Origin of the sequence: Sphingomonas sp. ASY06-1R, assembly GCF_052180265.1 — a bacterium.
GTDB lineage: Bacteria > Pseudomonadota > Alphaproteobacteria > Sphingomonadales > Sphingomonadaceae > Sphingomonas_I.
Window position 1 is genome coordinate 401,909 of record NZ_CP197464.1, and the last position, 22,549, is coordinate 424,457.

The 22,549-nt window shown below is 66.0% G+C and carries 18 protein-coding genes; 7 read left to right on the top strand and 11 right to left on the bottom strand.

Annotated features, from left to right (window positions below; genetic code table 11):
- Positions 1–306: 306 nt before the first annotated feature.
- Both ACSBM8_RS02055 and ACSBM8_RS02060 read left to right on the top strand, forming a co-directional pair.
- Positions 307–1,689: a neutral/alkaline non-lysosomal ceramidase N-terminal domain-containing protein gene (locus tag ACSBM8_RS02055; protein WP_442680014.1), complete on the top strand. Its 1,383-nt coding sequence runs from the start codon at positions 307–309 to the stop codon at positions 1,687–1,689.
- Positions 1,690–1,714: 25 nt separating this feature from the next.
- The gene (locus ACSBM8_RS02060) at positions 1,715–2,830 is read left to right on the top strand and encodes an alpha/beta hydrolase (protein WP_442680015.1); all 1,116 of its coding nucleotides are present in this window, start codon (positions 1,715–1,717) and stop codon (positions 2,828–2,830) included.
- A 3-nt stretch (positions 2,831–2,833) separates the two neighbouring features.
- Here the strand turns inward: ACSBM8_RS02060 and ACSBM8_RS02065 are convergent, their stop codons facing one another.
- The 8 genes from ACSBM8_RS02065 to ACSBM8_RS02100 all read right to left on the bottom strand — a co-directional run bounded on the left by ACSBM8_RS02065 (position 2,834) and on the right by ACSBM8_RS02100 (position 12,566).
- Positions 2,834–3,739, bottom strand: coding sequence for an ROK family protein (locus ACSBM8_RS02065; protein ID WP_442680016.1), 906 nt, complete (start codon positions 3,737–3,739; stop codon positions 2,834–2,836).
- Between the two features lies 1 nt (position 3,740).
- Positions 3,741–4,898 (bottom strand): glycoside hydrolase family 68 protein, encoded by a 1,158-nt coding sequence (locus ACSBM8_RS02070; protein WP_442680017.1) that lies wholly within the window; start codon positions 4,896–4,898, stop codon positions 3,741–3,743.
- Positions 4,899–5,131: 233 nt separating this feature from the next.
- Positions 5,132–6,139: a LacI family DNA-binding transcriptional regulator gene (locus ACSBM8_RS02075; protein WP_442680018.1), complete on the bottom strand. Its 1,008-nt coding sequence runs from the start codon at positions 6,137–6,139 to the stop codon at positions 5,132–5,134.
- A gap of 96 nt (positions 6,140–6,235) precedes the next feature.
- Positions 6,236–7,471 (bottom strand): MFS transporter, encoded by a 1,236-nt coding sequence (locus ACSBM8_RS02080; protein WP_442680019.1) that lies wholly within the window; start codon positions 7,469–7,471, stop codon positions 6,236–6,238.
- Positions 7,472–7,568: 97 nt separating this feature from the next.
- Positions 7,569–8,081: a DUF3237 domain-containing protein gene (locus tag ACSBM8_RS02085; protein WP_442680020.1), complete on the bottom strand. Its 513-nt coding sequence runs from the start codon at positions 8,079–8,081 to the stop codon at positions 7,569–7,571.
- A gap of 19 nt (positions 8,082–8,100) precedes the next feature.
- Positions 8,101–8,538: a MarR family winged helix-turn-helix transcriptional regulator gene (locus tag ACSBM8_RS02090; RefSeq protein ID WP_442680021.1), complete on the bottom strand. Its 438-nt coding sequence runs from the start codon at positions 8,536–8,538 to the stop codon at positions 8,101–8,103.
- Between the two features lie 105 nt (positions 8,539–8,643).
- Positions 8,644–10,377, bottom strand: a complete 1,734-nt coding sequence (locus tag ACSBM8_RS02095; protein ID WP_442680022.1) for a tannase/feruloyl esterase family alpha/beta hydrolase — start codon at positions 10,375–10,377, stop codon at positions 8,644–8,646.
- Positions 10,377–12,566 carry a TonB-dependent receptor gene (locus ACSBM8_RS02100; protein ID WP_442680023.1) on the bottom strand — a complete coding sequence of 730 codons (2,190 nt, stop codon included), beginning with the start codon at positions 12,564–12,566 and terminating at the stop codon, positions 10,377–10,379. The genes ACSBM8_RS02095 and ACSBM8_RS02100 overlap by 1 nt, the downstream gene beginning before the upstream one ends.
- A gap of 300 nt (positions 12,567–12,866) precedes the next feature.
- On the opposite strand from ACSBM8_RS02100, the gene ACSBM8_RS02105 reads away from it, so the two are divergent.
- Positions 12,867–13,811, top strand: coding sequence for a hypothetical protein (locus tag ACSBM8_RS02105; RefSeq protein WP_442680024.1), 945 nt, complete (start codon positions 12,867–12,869; stop codon positions 13,809–13,811).
- A 95-nt stretch (positions 13,812–13,906) separates the two neighbouring features.
- Positions 13,907–15,019, top strand: coding sequence for a 5-methyltetrahydropteroyltriglutamate--homocysteine S-methyltransferase (locus ACSBM8_RS02110; RefSeq protein ID WP_442680025.1), 1,113 nt, complete (start codon positions 13,907–13,909; stop codon positions 15,017–15,019).
- A gap of 30 nt (positions 15,020–15,049) precedes the next feature.
- Here ACSBM8_RS02110 and ACSBM8_RS02115 read toward each other — a convergent pair whose 3' ends face one another.
- Together ACSBM8_RS02115 and ACSBM8_RS02120 are read right to left on the bottom strand one after the other, a co-directional pair.
- Positions 15,050–16,060 (bottom strand): aldo/keto reductase, encoded by a 1,011-nt coding sequence (locus ACSBM8_RS02115; RefSeq protein WP_442680026.1) that lies wholly within the window; start codon positions 16,058–16,060, stop codon positions 15,050–15,052.
- 88 nt (positions 16,061–16,148) lie between these two features.
- Complete coding sequence (locus ACSBM8_RS02120) at positions 16,149–16,607, bottom strand: MarR family winged helix-turn-helix transcriptional regulator (protein WP_442680027.1); 459 nt, start codon at positions 16,605–16,607, stop codon at positions 16,149–16,151.
- Between the two features lie 184 nt (positions 16,608–16,791).
- On the opposite strand from ACSBM8_RS02120, the gene ACSBM8_RS02125 reads away from it, so the two are divergent.
- Genes ACSBM8_RS02125 through ACSBM8_RS02135 form a run of 3 tightly spaced genes read left to right on the top strand, consistent with a single transcriptional unit; the run spans position 16,792 to position 21,227 of the window.
- A complete protein-coding gene (locus ACSBM8_RS02125; protein ID WP_442681461.1) occupies positions 16,792–18,219 on the top strand; it encodes an aldehyde dehydrogenase in 1,428 nt (475 codons plus the stop codon).
- Positions 18,220–18,267: 48 nt separating this feature from the next.
- A complete protein-coding gene (locus tag ACSBM8_RS02130) occupies positions 18,268–19,104 on the top strand; it encodes a p-hydroxycinnamoyl CoA hydratase/lyase (protein ID WP_442680028.1) in 837 nt (278 codons plus the stop codon).
- 5 nt (positions 19,105–19,109) lie between these two features.
- Entirely contained in the window at positions 19,110–21,227 is a 2,118-nt protein-coding gene (locus ACSBM8_RS02135; RefSeq protein ID WP_442680029.1) for an acetate--CoA ligase family protein, read from the top strand.
- Between the two features lie 10 nt (positions 21,228–21,237).
- Here ACSBM8_RS02135 and ACSBM8_RS02140 read toward each other — a convergent pair whose 3' ends face one another.
- Entirely contained in the window at positions 21,238–22,539 is a 1,302-nt protein-coding gene (locus ACSBM8_RS02140; RefSeq protein WP_442680030.1) for an MFS transporter, read from the bottom strand.
- Positions 22,540–22,549 lie beyond the last annotated feature (10 nt).

Below are 22,549 nucleotides of genomic sequence, written 5' to 3' on the forward strand. Positions count from 1 at the left end.
GAAAATCCTCCTGCCTGAGTCCGCGAAAGCCGTGCGTTATCGACAATCGATTGTCAGGAATTGTTAGAAATCCGCGCTTTTGTCATCCCAATAGGCTGGGCTTGCGCGCCAAGGGCGGCATCGGATCGATTGATGCTGCCTCGTTTATCCTGGCGCAGGATCGTTGCGTCGCGCGGTTTGCCGCGCTATCCGATAGACAATCGATTGCAAAAACAGACGAGGGGATGGATGATGAACAGGCTCGACGCTGCGGCTTGCCGTGACCAGGAACCGACACAATTGCGGCGGCGTACCGTACGGAGATTGATGGCGCTCGCGCTTTGCGCCAGCGGCCTGGCCGCGGGCACGGCGATCGCCGCCAGGCCCACCGCCCCTGCAGCAATGGTGCGTCCGTCCCCGCTGAAGGTCGGGGCGGCCAAGGTCGACGTCACCCCGGCCGAAGGCCAATTGCCGAAGAATTTCCGCGGCGTGCTGGATCATATCTATGCGCGCGCGATCGTGGTCGAAAACGGCACGAGCCGCGCCGCGATGGTGACGGTGGATGCCGGTGCCATACCCGGGCCGATCTGGCAGCAGGTCAGCGCGCGGGTGGCGCGGGAGCTGCGGATCCCGCCGGAGCGACTTCTGTTAACGGCGACCCATACGCACAGCGTGCCCTTCGTGCGCGACGCTTCCTATCCCGACCAGATTTTCGAGGCGGTCCGCAAGGCGGCGGCAGCGGTCCGGCCGGCGCAAATGGCGTTCGGGACCGGGGTTTCGTATATCAACGTCAACCGCAACATCATCGACCCCAAGACGCATCGCTGGTGGGAAGGGCCGAATTATGACGGCCCATCGGACAAGACGGTGGCGGTGCTGCGGTTCGAGACGCCGAAAGGCGATCCGATCGCCATCTATTACAATTACGGCGTCCATGCGGTGATTACGGGCGCCCTGGATCTGGTGAGTGGCGACATTCCCGGCGCCACGTCGCGCTATATCGAAGACTCGCTCGGCGACGATGTCGTCGCGGTCTATTCGAACGGTGCGGCGGGCGACCAGAACCCGATCTTCTTCCAGCAGACCTATGATCTGCGCGCGATCCGCATCAAGGATTATGCCGCGCGCGGACAGGATATCAGCAACGCCATGCCGCCGGGCGGGGAAGGGCTGGATCGCACCAATCCCCAGGTGATCAAGCTGATGAACCAGCAGAAGCAGATGATCCTGTCGATGGGGCAGATGCTGGGCGAAGAAGTCTTGCACGTGTCGCGCGACAGCCTGGAGCGACCGGTGTCCACGGCGAGCATCACGGGCGACCAGGAAGTCGTCACCTGCCCGGGGCGCAAGCGGCTGGACCAGGGCCGCGCCGGTTATCCGGGCACCTATGCCGATGCCGACCCGATCGGGCTGAGGCTGAGCCTGCTGCGGATCGGCGACACGGTGATCGGCGGCGTCGATGCCGAAGTGTTCACCACCATCGCACAACGCTTCAAGCGGGAATCGCCCTACAAGCATACGATGATGACGACGCTGACCAACGGCGTCGCCGGATCGGGCTACATCCCCAACGATGCGGCCTATGGCTATAATACGTTCGAAGTCGTCTCTTCCCGGCTGAAGCCCGGCTGCGCCGAGAGCGCGATCGTCAACGGGCTGGTGGACCTGATCCAGCAATCGGATGAAGCCGAAACAGGCAAGAGCCGGTGAGCGGCGCGATCGGGAGGCCGGTTCGATGATGCGTGTCTTAAAACCGTGTTGCGGCCTGATCGCGGCAGCATTGGCCGGGGCGGTCGCGGCGTTACCGGCGTCGGCGCACCCCGCAGCATCGGGCCCGCCGTCCACGGTGCGGACAGACGGCACGATCCTGATCGACGGCGTGCAATTGCCGCTGTCCAACCTGCTCAGCCCGCAAGGGGCCGCCTATCTGCGTCACCTGATCGTCGACAAGCCGTTCGGCGAGGGGCCTCCGCTGGCGGACATCACGGCCGAACGGGCGCGGCAGGACAAGATCATGCACGTCTTCCTGGATCCGATGGTGAAGCGTTATGCCGTGAAGATCCGCGAACAGCGGATCGGCGGCGTCGTCACCGATGTCGTCGAGCCGGCGGACGGCATCGCGCCCGCCAATCGCAACCGCGTGCTGATCAACCTTCATGGCGGCGGCTTCGTCACCGGCGCGCGCACCGCATCGCTGGTCGAATCGGTGCCGCTGGCAGCGGTGATGAAGATCAAGGTGATCTCGATCGATTATCGGATGGGGCCGGAGCATCAATTCCCCGCAGCGAGCGAGGATGTCGCAGCGGTCTATCGCGAAATCCTGAAGACGCACGATCCCAAGCGGATCGGCATTTACGGCTGTTCGGCGGGCGGCATGCTGACGGCGCAGTCGATCGCGTGGTTCCAGACGCACAATCTGCCGCGCCCGGCCGCGGCCGGCATATTCTGCGCATCGCTCGGCCAATTGGCGGCGGGCGATTCCGCCGTGCTCGGCATGGCGGTGCTGGGCATGTCCCGGCCCGCGCGGCGCCCGGCCGCCGCGCAGCCTGCCCCGCCTCCCGCGCCGACCTATATGGGCGCGGTCGCCAACGACAATCCACTGGCCTATCCGCTCACCGCGCCGGCCGTTCTGGCGAAGTTCCCGCCGACCCTCTTCATCTCAGGCACGCGGTCGTTCGAATTCAGCGCGGCGCTCAACTCGCATAACCAGCTCACCAAGGCCGGGGTGGAATCGCAGTTTCATGGCTGGGACGGCATGTTTCACGGCTTCTTCTACAATTCCGAGCTGCCGGAATCGCGTGAGGCCTATGATATGATGACGAAATTCTTCGATACGCAGCTGGCACGCTAGGCGTCAGCGCCTCGCGCGCTCCAGGGCGTCGGCGGCCAAAGCGATCGCGCCAAGCGGCCCGGCCTCGCTGCCGAGGCCGGCGACCTGGACGATGTCCGTCGCTGTCTCCGCAGTGAGGTAGGGGAGGTAGGATCCCAGCGCTTCCACCAGCCGCGTGCGTACGCGCGGCAACAGGAAGGTCCGATGCAGCGCGATGCTGCCGCCGAACAGGATGCGCTTGGCAGCGGTGGTGAGCAGGATCGCACCGCACAGGGCGGCAATATCGGAGGCGACGTCGTCCCAGCCCGGATGCGTGTTCGGCACGGCGGCGGCATTGCCGCCGAAGCGTGCCGCCAGCGCCGGGCCCGAGACCAGGCCTTCGATGCAATCGCCGTGAAAGGGGCAGACGCCGGCAAAGCTGTCGCCCGGCGCGCGGCGCAGGCGGAGATGGCCAAGTTCGGGATGCATGGCGCCATGGACCGGGCGGCCGCCGATCAGCAGCCCACCGCCGACGCCGGTGCCGAGCGTGATGTAGCAGAGCGGATCGCAGCCGATGCCGGCGCCGTTCTGATATTCGGCCAGTACGGCGCCGTTGACGTCGGTATCGATGCTCCAAGGGCAATCTAGCCCGCCCGTCAGCAGATCGGCGACCGGCGCGCCGCTCCACCCGGCCTTCGGCGTCGCCAGGATGGTGCCGTAATGCGGCTGGGTGCGATCGAGCTGCACCGGACCGAAGGAGGCGATGCCGATGGCCTGAAGCGGCTCGATCGCGTCCCACCGGCCAAGTTGCTGGCGCAGCGCGCCGAGCGTGCCGATCATCTCGCCGGTCGGGATGGTGAGCGTGTCGACGATCTCCTGCCCCAAAGCGAGGACGGCGATCGCCTTGGTGCCGCCGAGCTCGATGCCGGCGAGCCGGGGCTGTGCGCTCATCCTATTGCTCCAGCGTGGCGCGCGATCCGTCCAGCCGCAGCCGGACCATGGGCGCGAAGGTGGCACCGAAGCGCCGTCCGTCCGGGCGCGCGCCGTCCGCGCCCCAATCGTCGACGAAGCTGGTCACTTCCAGATCGGCCATGACGAACCAGGCATAGGCCTGACGCGGCGCCCGCGCAGGGTTGGCAAAGACCAGTCCAGTTCCGTTCAGCGCGTCCCACGGGCCCTCCAATCGATCCGCCGTCATGCCGTACAGCCCGGTGGGGCCGGCCGGTCCTGCCGGGTCGAATACATGGCTTTGGGTCACCCAGAACAGATAATAGCGCCCCTGGTGGAAGACGACATGCGGCCGTTCGAGTTCGTTGTTGAGCGCTTCGGCGGTGATCAATGGCGGGAGGATGCGCCATTCGTCCCGATCGGGATCGTCGCTGACGGCGAGGCCGATCGCGCCGTTAAAGGCAGACGTTGAGCCGGCGAGCGAGGCGGCGAAGAACAGATAGTGGCGGCCATTGGCAGGATCGCGAAAATAAGCCGGGTCGCGGAAGGCCTTGATCGTGCCGACCGCGCCGCTGCCGCTGTTGCTATCCATATAATGATCGGGATCGCGCGACACCGCTTCGTGCAGGTCGCGCCAGTCGGTCAGGGCCCAACCGTCCGGAGAGGAGACGAGGGTGGCGCGGGCGCTGAACAACCGCTGTTCAAACGAGAGGCTGGTCTCGCCACGCCGGCCGGCGGCGGTGAAATAGAGGGTGACACGGTTACCGTCGGACAGGACGGCTGAACCGGACCATTCGCGGCTGCCGGGCGAGAAGCCGTCTGGCATTGCCGGGCCCAGATCGCGCCAGGCGTCCGCCGAACGGCTGATCAGGTGGATACGGGCGTGGCCGTGGCGCTGGTCGGGATCATCGAAACGGGGCGCGCCGAGTGCCATCCACAGGGTTTCGCCGTTCGCCATCGGCACCGGCAGCCCGTCGCGATCCTGGATCGGCCACGCATCCCAGATGTCCAGATCGTCGGCGATCCGCGCGAAATGCCGAGCATCCAGCAGCGGGGCGCACTCGATCCCCTCGGCGGGGATGGCGCGGACATGCGCCGCCGTCCAGCGCGAGGGTGGGGTGGCATTGGCGCCTGATAGAATATCCCTGGTCAAACTGCCCACCCGCATCTGATTAAAGCTTCTTCGGAGGACGCCTCCGCAGCCGAAGGGCAGGCGTTCGGCATGACCCTTTTCCCACCCTCGGACCACCGTCCTATGGAAGTGAGCCGGCGATTACAATCGATTGTAGGCAGCTTTTTGCAGGATTGCAGCCATATCGGCGTGGGCTGCCGGTGGAATGCGTCCATGGCCGATCGAACCGGCGGTGCGTGGCCCTGCTGCGGGCGATCTGGGCCTTAACTGGACTCGCGCAGAATCAGTTCGGGATTCAGCACGACGGAGCCGGTCTGTTTGCCGTCGATCCGCTTGAGCAGGCAATCGACCAGATGGGCGGCGCCGGTGGTGATGTCCTGCCGGATCGTGGTCAGCGCGGGCATCGAACTGCGCGCGATCGGCAGATCGTCGAAGCCGATCAGCTTGATATCGCGCGGAACCTGAATGCCGCGCCCGGCCAGCGCCTGCAGCGCGGCGAGGGCGATGACGTCGGAAGCGGCGAAGATGCCGTCGGGCAGTTGATCGGTCTCCGCCAGGAATTGTGCGATTTCGGCGGAGCTGAGATCCGTCGCGAGGTGGGTCGGGATCTCGATCAGTTCGGCCGCGCCCTTCTGATCGGCGATGGCGGCGCGCGATCCTTCCAGCCGCTGGCGGATCTCGATCGCGTTGATGTTGCCGAAGAAAGCGATGCGGCGGCAGCCGCGCGACAGGAGGTGGAGGGTGGCGAGCCGCCCGCCGAGGAAATTATCGGTCCCGACCGAACAATGGGACTGGCCCTGCGAGAAGGCGCCCCACGCGACCATCGGCAGATAATGTTGCGCGGCCGCGTCCAGCGTGGCGGATTGATCCGACTGGCCGATGATGATGAAGCCATCCACCCGATCGGATTCGATCATGGTTTCCAGCCAATCGTCCCGGTTGGGGATGACGCGCGACAGGACCAGATCGAAATCCCGCTCGGTCAGCTCGTCCGCCAGGCAGCCGATCATCGCCATGAAGAAGGGATCGGAAATATGCTGGGCGCGCTCATGGCCGAGCGGGATGACGACGCCGATCGCGCCGCGCCGCTTGATCCGCAGGTTGCGCGCGAAGGCACTCGGCCGGAAGGCATGTTCCTGGGCGAGTTGCCGGATCCGTTCCGCCGTCTCGGCGCTGACCATGCCCTTGCCGGCCAGCGACCGCGACACCGTTGCCGCCGATACGCCTGCCAGCTCGGCCAGATCGTAAATGGTTCTAACCTTCTTCGCCAACGGCGCGTCCTTCCGCCCGAGGCCGGATGATCGGCGGGCAAGTGGCGTTAATGGGCAAGCCGCGCCGGGGGATCAAGGCATAGCCGCATCACGGCGTCAGGATTGCGGGGCCGCGGCGTAATCGTCCTGGTTGCGTTGGGCCAGCCGCGCGGCGAAGGGCGTGCGCGCCATGTTCCACAGGCAGAGCGCGGCCAGCAGCGTCGCCAGCAGCGCGCCGGCGATGATGCTGTAGGCGATATCGCCCAGCCAATCGCCGCACAGCCCCATGATCAGGGGGGTCGCGACCGCGCTGATGCAGGTGACAAACAGCAGCAGGCCGGCGACGGAGCCGTGGCGGCTCTTCTCGAAACAGCTGATCCCGGTCGAGTTGAGCGTGGGATAGAGGACCGACATGACCAGCCCGGTGGCGGGCAGCGCGAAGACCGCCACACCGCGCCCGCCCACGACCGCGATCCAGAAGAGCAGCGCCATCGCACTGCTGCACAAGGCGAGCACGACCGCCCAATCGAAGCGCGCGAGCAGCCAGACGCCAAGGAAGCGGCCAATCGCGCGGAGCACGAAGAAGATCGAGACGGCATAGGCCGCGACCTCCATCCAGGCGCCACGATAGGGCGCGAGATAGGTCGGCACCCACACATAGATGGCGGCCTCCGCCCCGACATACAGCATCAGCGCGGCGCCGAAGAACAGGGCCGCCGGATCACCCGCCAGGCGCAGCGCCTCCAGCGGGTTGGCGGGCTGCGCGCGCGCGGCGGCGGGTGCCGGGAATTTGAAGATGGCCGAACCGGCGACGAGCAGCGCGCACAGCATCGCCGCGACCAGATAGACCCATTTCCAGCTGGCGCCGTGTTGGACCGCATAGGTGACGATCGCCGGGCCGACGATCGCGCCGACGCCGAAAAAGCCTTCGACCAGGTTCATCGTGCGGGCATGTTCGTGGGTGGAGCGCGACAGATCGCCGATCAAGGCCAGCGCGCCCGCCTTGAAGATGCCGATCCCGAGCCCGGCGCAGAACAGCAAGGCGACGAAGAAGAACAGGTTGTGCCCGGCGGCGAACAGGGCCGAACTGCCGCCGAACAGGCACAGGCCGATCAGGATCGTCGCCTTGCGCCCGATCCGATCGGCGAGAAAGCCTAGCGCGATAGCGGCGATGCCGATCCCCGACATCGAGGCATATTGGAAGGAGCCGCCGGCGGTGAGGCCGAGTTTGAATTCGCGGATCACCTCCGGGATGACGGTACCGACGGAATCGGTCGTCATCGCGAACATCGCGAACATCAGGAAGACCAGCCCCTTCAGCGCGAGCGAACTGCCGCCGCCTGTGCGCGTCACGCGATCCTCCACACCCCTCTCCTTATTGTTTGGATGAGGACTAACCTAACGGCAATCGATTGCAAGAAAATTGCGGGCGTGGTTTCGGACCGGCCGATCACCGCGCCTTGTAGATGCGGATGCGCACGGCCGGCTTGCCGTCTACCTTGGTCACATCGATCGTGCCGAGATAGGCGCCGTCGTTGAGCCAGCCATAGCGACCAATTGGCGCCTCGAACGAGGGAGAGGTGATCAGGCGGGCGGCGGGCTGGCCCGGCTGCTGGCAGGCGCTGCCGCGGTTGAGGATGTTGATGATCACATTGTCGTCGGTGCGCAGCATATAATTGGCCTCCAGCCGGAAGCAGCCTTCGCTGCCCAGCTGCCAATCCCACCCGCCCGGGATGATCGTGCCCTTGATGCCGGGGCCTTCGAACGTGCCGCCGATGATCGGCACGATATTGCGATTGCCGAAGGGGGTCTTGCCGACCTTCATGTCGGGGGCGAGCAATACCGTTTCCTCGAAGAGGAACTGCACGGTCGGCGGGGCATCGGCGGTCGCGGCGGGTGCTGCCGCGGCCAGCACCAGGCCAAGCGCCGCCAGCGCGCCCCGGATCATGACATTGCGCATCATCGTCTCCCCTCTGTTTCGATCACTGTTGGGGCGCCTCGTGGATCCGGCGCAGCAAGGCGGTCAGCTGCCGCAGTTCGGCGGCGGAGAAACGTCCGGTCAGCCATTGCTCATGATCCGCGATCGCGGCGCGGGCGGCGGCCAGCGTCTCCTCGCCCTGCGCGGTGAGGGTGAGCGCGATCCGGCGCCCGTCGGCGGCGCTGGTCGCGCGGGCCAGCAAATGCTTGCGCTCCAGCGCGTGCACGATCGCCATGGTGGTGGCGCGGTCCATCTGCATGCGACGGGCGAGATCGGTCTGCGCGATCCCGGGATGATCGTGGACGAGCCACAATACCGAGACCTGTTTCTGCGACAGATCCAGTGCCGAGAAATGCTCCCCAAAGTGGCGCAGCACCGCCCCATGGGCCAGCCGGATGTGCAGCCCCAATATATCGTCCAATCGGGTCGGTTGACCGGCCAAGTTCGCCCCTCGCTCCATCCTCGTCGACCGCGTGATAGCCGGGGGAGATCATGCCGCAAACTTTATCGGATCGGATCGAGCATTGCATGGCCGGTCCCTTGTCGATCAGGCGCAGGTGAAGTTATCGGCCTGTTCGATGCTGCCCGACCCCTTGTAGCGCGCGATCTTGGGATAAGCGCAGAGCGGGCGGGTACGGCCCGGCCAGGGCGAGCGGGGGCCGGCCGTGGCCTCCATCCGATCGGGTGCCTGGGATTTTTCGACCCAGTTCACCAGCGCGGCGAAGGCATCATAGCCGTCGGTCGCGGGGCCGCCCTGGCAATGGCCCATGCCCGGGACCGGGAACAAGCGGGCGAAGCGCGCCGCCTGCTGGCCGGTGCGCGCGTCGAGCGAAGCGTACCAATCGATCGTGTCCGCGAGCGAGAAGACCGGATCGGATACGCCCTGCGTCACGATCAACTTGCCGCCGCGCTTCGAGAAGGCCGACAGGTCGCCGTCGCGGGCGCCGCCGATATCCTGCCAGGCGGAGCGGGGGAAGCCCTTGGCCTTGGCATAGATGCGGGATGGATGCTCGTTGAAGTCGAACGCCATCGCGTAATTGAGCTTCGCCTGAAAGGCGTCGGGCAGGCCGGTCGGCGGGGTCGTGAAGATTGCGGCCAGTGAGGGCGCGCCCATCATGACGTTGATCGACGGCACCGGGCCCATGCCGATCTTCCAGATGCGCCAGCCGGCATCGGCCCAGCCGGCATCCCAATAGAAGCCCGCATAGATACGCTCCTCCATGACGCTGCGCGCGCCGTCATGGACATGGCGCAGCGCGTCGATCTGGGTCAGCGACAGGCAACCTTCCTGCTTCCCGTCGGCGCAGGCGCGCTGCTTCAGCTGGGGCAGGACCTTGTCGGACGTGCATTGCGTGAAGGCGCCGACCATGCCGTCCGCGACGCCATCATCCTTGTCGCACGCGGCGAGGACCGCCTGGCCGATCAGCGCGAAATCGGCTGCGCTGAAGCTTTGGGACAGGCTTTGCTGGGTGAGCGACTGGCCGGCTTCGGTCACGATATGGCCGATCGCCTGGGTGTCCCACATCTCGGCGATCGCGGCGCGGGGCAGGGCGAAACCGGGGGCGCTGGCGACGATGCCGTCGAACAGATCGGGATAGCGCGTCGCCGCCATCATTCCTTCCTGCCCGCCCTTGGAGCAGCCGACGAAATAGCTCTTGTCCGGTGTACGGCCGTAGAAGCGGCGCACCGCCGCCTTGGCCGCCTTGACCGTCGGCGGCAGGGAGGCGCCGCCATAATCGGCCCGTGCCTGCGGATCGAAGCCGAAGGCGGAGGCGCCACCGCGTTCGGGCACGGTGTTGGTGGCATTGTCATGGCCCGAATCCTGCGACAGCACGGCATAGCCATCGACCAACGCCGGCGGAGCCGCGCCCATCCGGCCGATCGCATCGCCCAGCTCGCCATTGGTGCCGCCGCCGCCCTGCATGAAGAATTTGCCGTTCCACGGCGTCGGCATGCGCAGGTGGAAGCGGATGGCATAATGCTGGCCGTCGACGCCGGTGCGCTCGTGCATCGATCCCACGATCTCGCAATGGGCGGGGAGCGTGACCGGCGGCATCGGCGGCATGCCCGGCATCATCGGCGGGGTAGGGGCGGGGCCGGTTTCATGCCAGAGCGCGCTTACGACGCGCGTGCCGGGCTCCGGCCAGGACATGGTCTGGCCGAGCGCGGTGCAATCGGCCGATCCCGCCGGCGTGGCGGCGGCGGCCATGGCGGGCCAGGCGACCAGGATCGCGGCGGTGGTGCCGATCAGGCCGGCGCGGATCGTCTTACTGTGCATCATCAGAACCTCACCCCGGCACGAAGGCCATATTCGCGCGGCGCACCCAGGAACCGGTTATTGCCGGTAATGCCGCTGACATAGGTTTTGTTGGTCAGGTTGGTGCCATACCCTTCCAAAGTCCACTTGCCGATCCGCAGCGTGACGAGCGCCGAGAGCAGGCCGCGCCCGCGCAGGCGGCTGAAGCCCGGCTCGTAGAAATAGTTGCTCCATTGCGGCCCGACATAGGCATAGTTCAGCCGCGGCGTGAGCGTCTTGTCGCCGCCGAGCTGGACCGCATAATCCACGCCGAAATTATAGCTGAAGCGTGGGGAGAAGAGGTTGGGACCGCCGCCGGCCTCGCGGATGAAGGGCGTGTAATCGGTGCAGCCGGTGGTCGGGATGGCGCCGCATTGCGGCCCCAGCGTCACGCCCGGCGGGACCAGCCGGCTGTTGACCGCCAACAGGCTGCCCAGCTTGGAATGGACATAGGCGAAGCCCGCATCCAGGCCGAGTCCGTGCACCTTGGCCTGCAGCTGGCCTTCGAGCCCGTAGATGGTGGAATTGGCCACGTTGATCACGCCCGACTGGCCGGAACTGGTGTCGACGAAGTCGAACTGGAAGCGCTGATAATCCATGTAGAACAGGCCAAGCTGCGTGCGCAGATGCCCGTCCAGCATGGTCGATTTCCAGCCCGCTTCATAATCCCACACCGTTTCCGGCTGGAACTGGGAGGTGGCCGAATTGGCGCCGCCGGGTTTGTAGCCGCGCGCGGCGAAGGCGTAGATCAGATTGTCCGGATCGATCTGGAAGTTGATGTTCGCCTTGCCGGTCAGGCGGCCATCCTTGTGGCTGTTGCCGAGATCGGCGACCTGCAGGCCGGTCGGGCCGAAGGCGGTGCCGTAGCCGATCGCGACCCCGCCTTCCTGCGTCACCGAATAATGCGAATAGCGCGCGCCCAGCTGGAACTCGACCCGATCGGTGATCTTGTAGCCCGCCTGCGCGAACAGGCCGGTCGTGGTCTTGTTGTTATAGATCACGATGTGGGTCGGATCGACCGGCGAGCCGTTGGTGTTGAGAATATCGACGTCGATCTTGTTGCGCTGATAATAGCCGCCGAGGATCCAGTTGAAGCGGCCGGTGGTGGGCGAGATCAGGTTGATTTCCTGCACAAATTCCCGCTCGCGGACGAACTGATCCTCGGTGCTGGGGGGCAGGGCGGCGGTGTTGAGCGACGTCGCGTCGGAATCATAGAGGTTGTTCACCCGCTTATTGGCATAGCCCGTGAGCGAACGCAGGGTGATGCCGCCGTCAAATTCGTAGCGTAATTCCGTGTCTGCCAGGAAGCCGCGTTCATGGTTGCGGGTAGGCGCGTCGAAATCCAGCGTGCGCGCATCGCCGGTGGCGCCGGCCGAATAGGGCGTACCCGGTATCGGACTATAGGCATAACCGCCGGTCTGCTTGTCGATCCATTCCAGGTGGCTGAGCATGCGCAGGCTGCCGGGCGTCCAAAGCAGGCTGAAGCGGCCGGCTTTCTCATTCAGCCGGTCGGGATGATTGTTGAAGACGCCGATATCGTCGAAATAGCTGTTCCGCTTGTCGTAATTGGCAGCGCCGCGCACGGCGAGGTTTCCGGTCAGCGGGATATTGATCGCGCCCTGCAGCGTCCGATGATCGTAATTGCCGTAGCTGCCCTGCACGAAGCCACCGACGCCGCTGGTATCAGGCGCCTGCGAGTTGATGAAGATCGCGCCGCCGGTGGAGTTCGATCCCACCAGCGTGCCCTGCGGCCCGCGCAGCACTTCCACGCTGGCAACATCGTAGAAGCTGGAGGTGGTGAGCAGCGGCGGCTGGAACACCCCGTTAATGTAGACGGCGACGCCATTGGCGACCGCCGGGGAGCCGCTGGAAATACCGATGCCGCGAATGTTGACCGATTGGGTCAAGCCCGCGTCGGTCACGGACAAAGAGGGGGCTGCAAATTGCAGATCGTCCAGCCGCGCGACCGACTTGGCGGCCAATTGATCGCCGGACAAGGCCGTGGCGGCGATCGGCACATTCTGCAGATTTTCGACGCGCCGCTGCGCGGTCACCACGATTTCGCCAAGCGTGGCCTCGTCGGGCGGTGGCGCGCTGGACGCCGCCTGCGCGGACACCATTGTGGGGGTCGCGGCAAGCACGAAACCGGTTACAAGAAAAGCAGCGATGCGCATCGATCTTCCTCTCCCAGTGGACGGACAGGAGAGCGATGCTGCGGCCGTCAGGCCGCCCTTTCGATCCTCTGCCCGCAATCGTTTTCTTTTTGTACGGCAGCCGTACAATCGCGCCGGCAGACGGGCAATTTAATTGTATGTGTTCCATATTTATTTCCGCCAGCGATGACTCTGTGCAACACTGCTCCCAGCGCTCCTGCGGGCAGGGGCGCCATCGATTGCCGTCGGGACGGATCTCGACGGTCTTTCGATCGAAACAAGCGGCCGGGACAGGCGCGCGCCCGCATGAGGGAGGCTGACATGAAACGGCATATCGCGCATAATGTGATGACCGGGCTGCTGCTGATGGGCGGACCGGCGCTGACGCCGCAAGGGGCCGCTGCCACCACACCGGCGGTCGCCGCGCCCGACTCGATCGGGACGGGGCGCTTTCCTGCGATCAAGGAAGAGGTGGCGACGCTGCCCGACCATGTCGTCTACCGACCCAAGGATCTCCGCGCGCTGGGCTCGAACAGGCTCGGCCTCTACGTTTTTGGCAATGGCGGTTGCAGCGCGGATGGCGCCAGTTCGCGCCAGCATCTGCTGGAAATCGCCTCGCATGGGTATCTGGCGATTGCGCCGGGCACGATCTTGTCAGGGCCGGGCGCGCCACCGGCGCCGGCCCGAACCGCCCCGCCGGCCCCGGGCGGCAAATTGACCGCGGCGACGCCGGCGCGCGCGCTGGCCGAGGCGATCGACTGGGCGCTGCGGGAAAACGAGCGCCCGCAAAGCCCGCTTTATCATCGGATCGACGCGAGCCAGATCGCGGTCTCCGGCTGGAGCTGCGGCGGACTGCAAGCCTATGCGGTCGCCACCGATCCGCGCATCCGCACGGTCGTGATCATGAATAGCGGGCTGTTTCCCGACGGCACCAACCCGATTGCCGGCATCGATGTCGACAAGTCGCAGCTCAGCCGCCTGCACGGCTCCATCCTTTATGTGCTGGGGGGCAAGACCGACATCGCCTATCCCAACGGTACCGACGATTTTGCGCGGATGAACACGCTGCCGGCCGCGATGGTCAACATACCCGTCGGTCATGGCGGGACCTATGATCAGCCCAATGGTGGCCTTGCCGCGAAAGTGGTGGTGGCGTGGCTCGACTGGAAGCTGCGGGGCGATCCGGTCGCGGCGCGGCAATTCGTCGGCGAGGATTGCGGACTGTGTCGCTCGTCCGAACTCACAATCGAGCGCAAGCATTTCTGACGCGGCGATCGTCCGGCGAAATGGTGCCGACAATGGTTGCCAGCCGCCGCGCCAAATTGCATGTGCTACGTACAAACTAGCGAGCCTGGAGATTTATGCAAAAGCCGCCATTCCGCGCCGATCATGTCGGCAGTTTTCTCCGTCCGGCCGCGCTGATCGAAGCGCGTACCGCCTTTCGCGAGGGGCGGATCGATGCCGCCGCGCTGCGTCAGGTAGAGGATGATGCGATCCGCGACGTCGTGAAGATGCAGGAAGATCTTGGCTTCCACGGCATTACCGACGGCGAATTCCGGCGGACCTATTTCCACACCGATTTCCTGCTGCAGTTCGACGGGATCGAGGAGGCCGGCGGGACCCAGGTCAAGTTCCACCAGCATGGCGGCAAGGAGCTGGAATATGCCCCGCCCGTGATGAAGATCACCGGCAAGATCGGCCACGCCAAGGATATCCAGCGGGCCGATTTCGAATTCCTCGCCTCTTGCACGACGCAGACGCCGAAGGTCACGATTCCGTCGCCGACGATGCTGCACTTCCGCGGCGGGCGCGAGGCCATCGATGCCGAGGCCTATCCCGATCTGGAGGCCTTTTACGAGGATCTGGCGGCTGCCTATCGCGCCGAGATTGCCAGCCTGGCCGATGCCGGTTGCCGCTACCTCCAGCTCGACGACACCAACCTGGCCTATCTGTGCGACGAGACGCAGCGGGAAAATGCCCGCAAGCGCGGCATGGACCCGAACGAGCTGCCGCTGCTGTATGCGCGCATCATCAACGATTCGATCCGCGACCGGCCGTCCGACATGTCGATCAACGTCCATCTGTGCCGCGGCAATTTCCGTTCCTCCTGGGCAGCCGAAGGCGGCTATGAGCCCGTCGCCGAAGTGCTGTTCAACGAACTGAAGGTCGACGGCTACTTCCTGGAATATGACGATCCACGCTCGGGCGATTTCGCGCCGCTGCGGCATGTGCCCAAGGACAAGACGGTCGTGCTGGGCCTGGTCACGACCAAGCTCGGCGATATGGAAGACCCCGCCGATGTGCGCGCCCGGATCGAGGATGCGGCGACCTATATGCCGCTCGACCAGATCGCGCTGTCCCCGCAATGCGGCTTCTCCTCCACCGTCCATGGCAACGATATCGAGATGGATCAGCAATCCGCGAAGCTGAAGCTGGTCGTGGATATCGCCAAGGATGTGTGGGGCTACGCCTGATTAGCGCCCGTACTTATGAGCCGGCGCGGATCAGTTCGCGCCGGCCGCTTCTTCCGGAAGCAATTCGGTATCGATCTGCGCCTGCATGTCGGGCGCGTAGCGGCCGCCCATGATCGCGCCCGGTATGAAGATCGCGTCGATTTCAGCGATGATGGCGGGATCGAGCGGGATGGTCGCAGCTTGCAGATTCTCCACCAGATGGGCTTCGCTGCGCGTACCCGGTAGGGCGACAATATGGGGTGCGCGCGCCAGCACCCAGGCCAGAGAGAGCGTCGCAGGCGCGAGGCCGGCCCGCGCGGCGACGGCGCGGAATCGATCGGCCAAAGCGAGATTGTGATGCAGTGCCGGGCCGGTGAAACGGGGCATCGTCCGGCGGATATCGCCCGTCGGATAATCATCGGACCGGATCGCGCCGGCGAGCAGCCCGCGCGACACCGGGGAGAAGGCCACCAAAGCGGTCTTTAGCTCCTGCGTGGCTTGCAGGACCGCCACTTCCACATTGCGCACCATCGGCGAATATTCGGTCTGCATTGCCGCGATCGGATGCACGCTCTGCGCCCGGCGCAGCGTATCGGCCGACATTTCCGACAGGCCGATCGCGCCGATCTTGCCCGCCTCCTTGGCCCGTACCAGCGCGCCAACCGATTCCTCGATCGGCACGGCGCGGTCCAGGCGGTGGAGGTAATAAAGATCGATATGGTCGGTCCCCAGCCGTGCCAGTGCGGCATCCAGCGTGCGGGCGATGGCGGCGGGCCGGCCGTCCAGCACGCGTTTGCCGTCCACCATGTCGAGCACGCATTTGCTGGCGAGCGTGAATTCCCGGCGGCGGTGCATCACGGCCCGCCCGATCAGCTGTTCGTTGCGCCCGCCGCCATACAGCGCCGCCGTGTCCAGCAGGGTGACGCCCAGATCGAGCGCGCGATTCAGCAGCCGTGTGGCGTCCGCCTCACTGGGCGGCACGTCGTAGGCGTGGCTGAGGTTCATGCAGCCGAGGCCAATGGCGGAGACGGTGAAGGGGCCGATCGGACGGGTGGGCAGCATTGCGATTAACCTCGAACGATCATGAGTGAAGGCGCTTCGACCCAGAGTGTGGCGCGGGCGTGGGAGCGCATGAGACTTGGCATGATCCTCACGATTCCAGTGCCTCCAGCCGGCGGAGCAGGGCGATCAGCGCGGCGCGATCCGTCGTGTCGAAGCTGGACAGCAGCCGCGCCTCGTGGGCGGTCAGCCGTTCCAGACATTCGGCGATGACGTCGGCGCCCTTGCCGGTCAGCGTCAGTGCAAAGGCGCGGCGATCGTCGGCATCGGCCTGGCGATCGAGCAGGCCCAGATCGACCAATTCCGTGATGAGCGAGACCATATTGGCGCGCTTGATGCCGAGCGCGCGGCCGACCTCGCCCTGGTTGATCCCGGAATTGGCCGAGACCACCGAGAGGATGCCGAACAGCACCTGACGCATCCCCGTGCCCTCGACCGCCCGCGCGAAATCGCTGCCGAACAGGTGCGACGCGCGGCGCAGATGATAGCCGACGAAATCCTCGAGCGGCCCCAATGCGGCGCGGCGCGGCACATTCTCGCTTCCTGCCAAAATCCTCTCCCTGATAGCCGCTACGGCACCGTGCGTGATCCGATCCGTGTCCGCAATATCGTCCGGCGCCTGCCATCGCGGCGGCCGGACCGGATCGCGTAAACGGCCTTGATCTCTTCGCAATGCCTAGAGTAAGCTATGCCACATAACAATATTGGAGAGTGCGGTGGCAGCGTCCGTATCAATGCTCGTCGGCGGCGAGGATCATCCCGTGGCCACCAGTTTCGATCGCATCAATCCGGTCACCGGCGAGGTCGCGACGACTGCGCCTGCCGCCAGCGCGGACGACGCGCGTGCGGCGGCGGATGCGGCGGCAGCGGCCTTCCCGGCCTGGTCCGCGCTCGGCCCGAACGCGCGGCGCGGCCTGCTCAACAAGGCGGCGGTGGCGCTGGAAGCCAAAGCCGCCGACTTTGTCGACGCGATGATGGGCGAGATCGGGGCGACCGAAGGCTGGGCGCGCTTCAATCTGATGCTCGCTGCCAGCATGGTGCGTGAGGCGGCCGCGCTGACCACGCAGATCAGCGGTGAAGTCATTCCTTCCGACAAGCCGGGCTGCATCGCCATGGCGCTCCGCGAGCCGGTGGGTGTGATCCTGGGGATCGCGCCCTGGAATGCGCCGATCATCCTGGGTGTGCGCGCGATCGCGGTGCCGCTGGCGTGCGGCAATACGGTGGTGCTGAAGGCGTCGGAACAATGCCCGCGCACGCATGCCCTGATCGTCGAAGCTTTCAGCGAGGTGCTGCCCAAGGGCACGGTCAATCTGGTCACCAATGCATCCAAGGATGCGGGCGATATCGTCGGCGCGCTGATTGATCATGCGGCGGTGCGACGCATCAATTTCACCGGATCGACCGCGGTCGGGCGCATCATCGCCAAGCGCGCGGCCGAACATCTGAAGCCCGTGCTGCTGGAACTGGGCGGCAAGGCGCCGCTGATCGTGCTGGAGGATGCCGATCTGGACGAAGCGGTCAAAGCCGCCGCCTTCGGCGCCTTCATGAATTCGGGCCAGATCTGCATGTCGACCGAGCGGATCATCGTCGTCGATGCGGTCGCCGACGAATTCGCCGCGAAGTTCAAGGCGAAGGTCGGTGCGATGCCGGTCGGCGATCCGCGTCAGGGCAATACGCCCTTGGGTGCGGTAGTCGATCAGAAGACGGTCGATGGCGTGCAGGGATTGATCGAGGACGCGCTGGCGCAGGGCGCCGAAAAGCTGGTCGGCGGCGATTCCAACGGCGTGTTGATGCCGGCCCATGTGATCGACAAGGTCACGCCCGCGATGCGCCTGTTCCGCGACGAGAGTTTCGGCCCGGTCGTAGGTATCATCCGCGCGAAGGATGAAGCGGACGCGATCGCGCTCGCCAACGACACCGAATATGGCCTTTCCGCCGCCGTGTTCACGCGCGACACCGCACGCGGGCTGCGCGTCGCGCGGCAGATCAAGTCCGGTATCTGCCACGTCAACGGCCCGACCGTGCATGACGAGGCACAGATGCCCTTCGGCGGGACCAAGGCATCGGGCTATGGCCGCTTTGGCGGCAAGGCCGGCATCGACAGCTTCACCGAGCTTCGCTGGATCACGATCGAGACCCAGCCCGGCCACTTCCCGATCTGATTGCAGCCCGATCCGATCCAGACTGACAAGACCAAGCAAGGAATGATGATGAGCGAAACGAGCCAGCAGGGCACCGTCGCCTATGATATTGTCGATAATGTCGCCTGGGTGCGGTTCAACCGCCCGGAGAAGCGCAATTGCATGTCGCCCACCCTCAATCGCGAGATGATGGATGTGCTCGACGCGCTGGAATATCGCGACGATGTCGGCGTGCTGGTGCTGAGCGGCGAGGGTACGTCCTGGTCGGCCGGCATGGATCTCAAGGAATATTTCCGCGAGAATGAGGCCAAGGGCCTGGGCGCCACCCGCGGCGCGCAGCGCGAAGCCTATGGCTGGTGGCGGCGGCTGCGCTGGTATCAGAAGCCGACGATCGCGATGGTCAATGGCTGGTGCTTCGGCGGCGGCTATGGCCCGCTGTTCGGATGCGACCTGGCCTTTGCCGCCGACGAAGCGACATTTGGGCTGAGCGAGATCAACTGGGGCATCTTGCCCGGCGGCGGTGCGACCAAGGTCGCGGTCGAGCTGCTGCCGTTCCGCAAGGCGATGTACCATGCGATGATGGGCGAGAATATCGACGGCAAGACCGCCGCGGACTGGGGCCTGGTCAACGAATCCATCCCGCTCGCCGGGCTGAAGGACCGCGTGGCGGCGGTGGCGGCAGTGCTGCTGCAGAAGAATCCGGTGGCGCTGAAGGCGACCAAGGATGCGATCCGTCGTGTCGGCGAGATGACCTATGACAATGCCGAGGATTATCTGATCCGCGCGCAGGAAGCGGCCAACAGCTTCGACAGCGAGGGCCGCAAGGAAGGCATCAAGCAGTTCATCGACGACAAGACCTATAAGCCCGGGCTTGGCGCCTACGACAAGAACCGCAAGGCGGATTGATCCCGATGACCGATGTGGCTTCCGCGATGCCCGCAGCGCGTTCGCTCGATCGTTTGCTCAAGCCACGGTCGGTGGCGATCCTGGGCGTGTCGGAACGCCCGACCGCGCTGGGCAACCAGGTGCTGGCCAATCTGGAGCGGCATGGCTTCGATGGCGCCATCCACCTGATCAATCCCAAGCATGATGCATTGGCCGGGCGGCCCTGCCTGCGTTCGGTGGAGAGCCTGCCCGACGGCGTCGACGTGGCGGTGCTGGCGATCCCCGGCGGCGCGGTGCTGGACACGGTGCGGGCGCTGGCCGCGCGTGGGGTCGGCGCGGCGGTCGTCTTCGCGGCCGGCTTCGCCGAGGGCGGCGAAGAAGGGCTCGCCGCGCAGCGGGAGGTGGCGAGGATCGCGGCCGAGGCCGGGATGGTCGTAGAAGGCCCGAACTGCCTGGGCCTGACCAATTATGTCGATGGCATCGCGCTGACCTTCGTCGAGACGCCGGCGGAGCGGCTGGGCGACCGCCAGGGCGTCGGGATCGTCTCGCAATCGGGCGCCATGGCGATCGTGCTCGGCACCACGCTCTACGCCAAGGGGCTGGGTGTCTCGATGGGCATCTCCACCGGTAACGAAGCGGCGTCGGGTGTGGAGGATTATGTCGAATATCTGATCGACGAGCCGCATACCAAGACGATCGCGATGATCGTCGAGCAATTCCGGCAGCCGCAGCGTTTTCTGGCGCTGGCGCGGCGTGCGCGCAGCGTCGGCAAGCAGATCGTGCTGCTCCATCCCGGACGATCGAGCGCCGCGCGGGAATCTGCCGCCACGCATACCGGTGCGATGGCGGGCGACTGGCAGGTGATGCGCACGCTGGTGGAACATGCCGGCGTCGTCCTGGTCGAAGGATTGGAAGAGCTGGGCGATGTCGTCGATCTGGCGATGCGCGCCGGGCCGATCCCGGCGGCGGGCACGGCCGTGCTGACCGAGTCCGGCGCGTTCAAGGCGTTGACGCTGGATCTGTGCGAGCAGATCGGCTTGCCCCTGCCCGCGCCCGCGCCGGATACGCTGGCGGCGTTGCGGGCGGCGATCCCCGATTTCATCCCGGTCAGCAATCCGATGGACCTGACCGCGCAGGCGCTGGTCGATCCCGACATGTATCGCCGGACGCTGGCCCCCCTGCTGGCGGACGACCTTTATGGCGCGATCGTGCTGGCGATCATCCAGACCGATATCGCGACGGCGCATCTGAAATTCGTTCCGATCCTCGAGGCGATCCGGACGCTGGCGCCGACCAAGCCGATCGTGTTTGCGGGCATGGATGAGGGCGCACCCGTGCCGCCCGAATATCTGGCGCAGCTGCGGGATTTGGGCGTGTCCTATTTCCCCTCACCCGATCGTGCGTTCCGGGCGATCGCGCGGCTTGCCGGGGCGCGGCCCGAAAGCGAGGCGGAGGGCGCGCCGGTAAGTGCGACGCTGCCGCATGGCGGTGTCATCCCCGAATATGAAGCCAAGGCGCTGCTCGCACCTTTGGCCATTCCCTTCCCGCAGGGCGGCTTTGCGCACACCGCGGCGGAGGCGGCGGAGGTGGCCGAACGGATCGGCTATCCGGTCGTGCTGAAGGTGCAGGCCCAGGCGCTGTCGCACAAAAGCGATGTCGGCGGCGTGATCCTGAACCTGGCCGATGCGGCGGCGGTCGCCGCCGGCTGGTCGACGCTGGAGGCCAATCTGGCGCAGCATGCGGCGGGCGTGCCGATCGATGGCGTGTTGGTGGAGCGGATGGGCGCGCGCGGGACCGAGCTGATCGTCGGCGCGCGCAATGACCCCGAATGGGGTGCGGTGATCCTGGTCGGCTTTGGCGGCGTGCAGGCGGAAATCCTGCAGGACGTGCGCCTGATCCCGGCCGACCTGCCGCGCGATGCGGTGACGGCCGAGTTACGCAAGCTGAAGAGCGGCGCGTTGCTGGACGGATGGCGTGGCGCGCCGGCGTTGGATGTCGACGCGGTGGCGGACATCGTTGTCGCGCTGGGGCGGATGCTGCGGGGTACGCCGCAGATTCGCGAGGTCGATCTGAATCCGGTGCTGATCTATCCCGCAGGCGAGGGGGCGGTCGCGCTCGACGCCCTGATCCTCGCCGACGACTGACGCCGGCCGATCACTGATCGGCGAGCGCGCGGCGCGCGGCGAACAGGGTCGCGGCCGCGATCAGCGAACCACCCGCCATCAGGGTCGCCACCAGCGGCAGGCCGTAGCCGATCTGGAACAGGCCGCCGGCCAAAGCCGGGGCGAGTGCCGAACCGCCGCGGCCGATGCCGATAACGAAGCCGGTCGCCCCCGCGCGCAGCCGGGTCGGGAAGCTTTTGGCGATGAGGGCGTAGAGGCCGACGACGCCGGCATTGGTCGCGAAACCGGCAATGCCCGCGGTCAGCGAGAGCCAGCCCAGGCCGCCCATCTGGCGCCCGAACATCGTCACCAGGATGGCCGAGGCAATCATTGCGACCAGGGTCAGCGCATAGAGGCGGAAGCGCAGCGTCATGAAGCCGAGCAGCAGCGAACCCGCCGCGCCGCCCACGCTCGCCCAGACCAGCACGCCGGCTGCCAGCGGTGGCGGATAGCCCATGTCGACTACGATCTTCGGGATCCATTTCAGGATGAAGTAGAAGGTCATGATGTGGGCGAGGTAGGCGATGGTGAGCGCGATCGTGCGGTGCAGATAGTCGCCGGCGAACAGCTCGGCCGGGCCGGCCTTGCGCAGGCGCGGTTCGGCCTCCGGCACCGCCGAAAGGGCGGCGTGGCCAAAGCGGGCGAGCGTGCGGTTGATGCGGGCGAGCATGTCGGCGCCGCGCTGATGCATCAGGAAGGCGATCGATTCCGGGGCGGCAACGAGGACGATCGGGATGAAGGCCAAGGTGGCACAACCGCCGAACACGAACACAGCGCGCCAATCGAACGCGCCCAGCAGCACCTTGGAGATGAGCCCGCCGACGATGGTGCCGACGGGATAGCCCGCCGCCATCAGGATGACGGCGAGGTTGCGGCGTCGGTCATTCGCGGCTTCCGCAACGGCCGCGTTGGTGGCGGCGAGCATCCCGCCGATGCCAGTGCCGGTGAGGACGCGCCAGATCGACAGCGTCACCACGTCATGCGCGGTCGCCGCGCCGAACATGCCCGCCGCCATCGCGATCAGGCAGAACAGGATGGTGCGGCGGCGACCGATGCGATCGGCGATGCCGCCCAGCAGCAACGATCCCGCCGCCATGCCGATCAATTCCATGGAGAGGACGAGGCCGAGCGCGCCTCGATCAATGCCCCACGCCTTGGCGATGCCCGGGGAGGCAAAGCTGATCGAGAGGACGTCGAAGCCATCGAGCGCGTTCAGGCCGACCATGACCGCGACGATCAGCCACTGGGTCGTCGACATCGGCGCAGCGGCGATAATCTTGCGCGGATCTTCCATAATTCCCCTC